The organism is Actinoallomurus soli (assembly GCF_024055715.1).
Taxonomy (GTDB): domain Bacteria; phylum Actinomycetota; class Actinomycetes; order Streptosporangiales; family Streptosporangiaceae; genus Actinoallomurus; species Actinoallomurus soli.
Genome location: NZ_JAMXMV010000057.1, coordinates 1 through 4,004 on the forward strand (window position 1 = coordinate 1; position 4,004 = coordinate 4,004).

The 4,004-nt window shown below is 71.9% G+C and carries 1 protein-coding gene; it reads left to right on the forward strand.

The features are described 5' to 3' along the window. Nucleotides 1-4,004 (forward strand): SDR family NAD(P)-dependent oxidoreductase (locus tag NDW01_RS42590; protein ID WP_252830373.1); only part of this gene is annotated, 4,004 nt, incomplete at both ends.

Sequence of the window (4,004 nt, forward strand, 5' to 3'; positions counted from 1 at the left end):
CCCCTACCTCCTCTCCGCCAAGACCCCAACCGCCCTCCGCCACCAAGCCCACCGGCTCGTCGAGCACATCGCGGGCCTGGAGAACGAATCGCTGCCAGACCTCGGGTTCTCGCTGCTCACCACGCGGCCTCATCTGGACTACCGCACTGCCGTGGTCGCCGACGGCCTCAGTGAGCTGCGAAAGGAGCTGGAGAGGGTCGCCCGCGGCGAGGGGGACGTAGTCCGCAAGCACACGAGCGGGTCGGCCCCGGTCGCGTTCCTGTTCGCGGGCCAGGGCAGCCAGCGGGCGGGAATGGGACGCGAGCTGTACCAGCGCGTCCCCGAATTCGCCGAGTCCACAGACGCCATATGCGCGCGGTTGGACGAGCACCTGCCACGTCCGCTGCGCGAGGTGATGTTCGCCGACGAGGACTCTGGTGAGGCGGAGCAGCTCGATCAGACGGTCTTCACGCAGACCGCCCTGTTCGCGTTCGAAGTCTCCCTCTACCGGATGCTGGAGGCCCGGGGCGTCACTCCCGACTACCTGCTGGGTCATTCCATCGGCGAGCTGGCGGCCGCGCATGTCGCGGGCGTCCTCGACCTGGACGACGCCTGCACCCTCGTCGCCGCGCGTGCCCGGCTCATGCAGCGGATGCCGACCGGGGGTGCCATGGCCGCGATCGAAGCGCCGGAGGCCGAGGTGGACGCGTCCTTGGCCATGCTGGGGATGACTGCCGTGGCCATCGCCGCGGTGAACGGCCCTGCCGCCACCGTGATCTCAGGGGACTCGGAAGCGGTCGGCGTCGTCACGGCCCACTGGCGGGACCGCCGGCGCAAGGTCACAGCATTGCCGGTGAGCCACGCCTTTCACTCATCTCACATGGACGGCGTGATCGACGAGTTCCGCCGGGTCGCCGGCCTCCTCTCGTTCAGGCCGCCGTCCATTCCCCTGGTGTCGAGCCTCACCGGCGAGCTCGCGGGAAGCAGGGCATGCTCGCCCGAGCACTGGGCCGATCAGCTCCGGCGCACCGTCCGCTTCTGCGACGGAATCCGCACGCTCGATGCGCTCGGTGTCAGCACCTACGTGGAGATCGGCCCCGGGCACATGGTCACCGCGATGGCGCGGGCGAGCGTGCCTCCGCGTGATCGTAATGATGTCCCGGCCTTCATCACCACGATGCGAAAGGGCCGCCCCGAGGACCGCACGGCCACGGTGGCCGCAGCGCAGACGCGGTTGCGCGACGCCGTGATCGGCTGGGACACGGCCACCTTCGGTGATCACGCGCGCCGGGTGGAGTTGCCGACCTACGCGTTCGAGCGCCGGCGATTCTGGCTGGACGTTCCCCCTCCCCCGGACGCCCGCCGCCTCGGCCTCGACGAAACCGGGCATCCGCTGGCCTCCGTCCGCATCGACCTCGTGGACGGCGACCGCCTCGTGCTCACCGGGACGATCTCCCGCGACGCCCAGCCTTGGCTGAGCGAGCACGTCATCGGCGGGCACGCGTTGCTCCCTGGAAGCGCGCTGGTGGACCTGGCGCTCGTCGCGGGCGAGCTGACCGACTGTGACACGCTGGACGAGCTGACTTTGCTCGAGCCGGTCTCCTTGCCCGCCCACGCGCTGATGCGGCTGCGCGTGACGGTGAGTGAGCCGGACCAGGCGGGACACCGGAAGATCGATATTCACTCTCGCGTAGCCGACGGCGACGCCGCGTGGATACGGAACGCCACAGGGGTCCTCGCTCCGGCCGGCGCGGCGCCGGTGGCCGAACCGAGTGAGGAATGGCCTCCCGCGGGTGCTACCGCGATGGCCGTCGATGGTCGCTACGAGACGCTCGCGAGCCGGGGATATTCCTACGGCCCTTCGTTCCGCGGGCTCCGGGCCGCCTGGCGTCGCGACGACGACCTCTATGCCGAGGTCGTACTGGCTGAAGGTCTGAGCACGACCGGTCACCCGATCCATCCGGCGCTGCTGGACGCGGTCCTTCACGTGGCCGTGGAGGACACGGCGGGACCGCTGCGCCTGCCCTACTCCTGGTCGGGGGTACGCCTGGACCGGGCGGGTGACGGCATCCTGCGTGTCCGGCTGACTCCGGCCGGCGATGGCTCCGTGGCGATCACGCTCGCCGACGGCACAGGCGCACCGGTCGGCGCTGTCGCCCGGGTGGCGTTCCGGGAAGTCCCGGCCGACTGGGGCGGCGGCTCCGGCGGCCTTCTTCATGGCCTGAGCTGGACGCGGCTGGCCCCCTCCGGCCCCCGGCCACAGATCACCGCGGTGCCGCTGAACGACGCGCTGACCACAGGGCTGTCGGCGGCGCAGGTCGCGTTCACCGTGCTGCCCTCCGGTGATGCGGCCGACGATGCCGTGACCGGCGCCCACGAGGTCGCCTCCCACGCGCTCGGCCTGGCACAGACCTGGCTGGCAGACCCGCGATTCAGCGGCGTACCCCTCGTCGTCATCACCCCCGGCGCGGTCATGGCCGAGCCGGGCGACGCCCCGCCCGATCCCGTGACCGCCGCCGGGCGGGGCCTGCTCCTGAGCGCGATGGCTGAAAATCCCGGGCGGTTCATCGTGCTCGACGCTGATCCGGGACGTGACCTCGACGACGTGATCCCGCGCGCGGTCGCCGCAGGGGAGCCGCAGCTCGCCTGGAGAGGCGATGCGCTGTACGCGCCCCGGTTGCGACCGCAGGCTGAGGACCGGCACGGTGGCCTCGGCTGGGATCTCGACGGCACGGTGCTGATCACGGGCGGCACGGGGACTCTGGGCCAGGCGGTCGCCCGGCACGTGGTCACCCGGCACGGTGTCCGCCACCTGCTGATCGTCAGCCGCAGCGGCCCGGATGCCGAGGGCGCCGCCGAACTCGCCGACGAGCTTCGCGAGCACGGAGCCACCGTGACCCTCAGGGCCTGTGACGTGGCCGACCGCGCGTCCCTGGGCGAAGCGCTGGCCGGCATTCCGGCGGAGCACCCGCTGACCGCCGTCATCCACGCGGCCGGGGTCTCGGACGACGGCCTCATCGCCGATATGACTCCCGAGCGGCTCGCCGGGGTCATGCGCTCGAAGGTGGATGCCGCCTGGGCCCTTCACGATCTGACCGTGGATCGCGACTTGGCCGGGTTCGTGCTCTTCTCATCCATAGCCGGCGTGCTCGGGAACCAGGGTCAGAGCGGCTACACGGCGGCCAACGCGTTCCTGGACGCGCTCGCCCAGCGGCGCGCGGCTCGCGGGCTGCCGGCCCTCAGCGTCGCCTGGGGACGGTGGGCGGCGGAGAGCACCATGACCGCCGGGCTGAGTCCCGCGGCGCTGAGCAGGCTGACCAGGGCCGGGATGGCCGCCCTGCCGACCGACGCGGGACTGGCCGCGTTCGACTCCGCTCTGGTCTCCGGCCTGCCGCTGGTGGTCCCGGCGCTCTTCGATCACCAGGCACTGCGGGAGCGGTTCGAGGCAGGGGCCCTGCCTCCCATCCTGGGGAGCCTGGTCACGCCCGCGCGACGGGCGCGACCCGCCGCAGCCGGGCCGCCGTCGACGAACCTCGCCGGGCCGGGGAAGCCGCTGCCCGAACGGCTGCCCGAACTGGTGCGAAGCTCGGTGGCCCGCGTACTCGGCCATTCCTCTGCCGCGGACATCGCCTTCGACCAGTCGTTCGAGGATCTGGGATTCGACTCGCTGAGCGCGGTCGAACTGCGCGACGCGCTCAGCGAGACCACTCGCCTCCCGTTGCCGGCCACGCTGGTCTTCGACCATCCCACCCCCCTGGCGGTCAGCGAGTACCTCCAGCGAGAGCTGGCCGGAAAGAGACCGGGTGCGGCGAGGGCCGCGGTGGCCACGGCATCCGGCACCGGCGAGCCCGTCGCGGTGGTGGGGATGGCGTGCCGGTTCCCCGGTGGGGTCACCTCACCCGAAGAACTGTGGCAACTGGTCGCCGACGGCACCGACGCCATCACCGACTTCCCCACCAACCGCGGCTGGGACCTCGACGAACTCTACGACCACGCCACCGGAACACCCCGCCGCTCCGCCACCC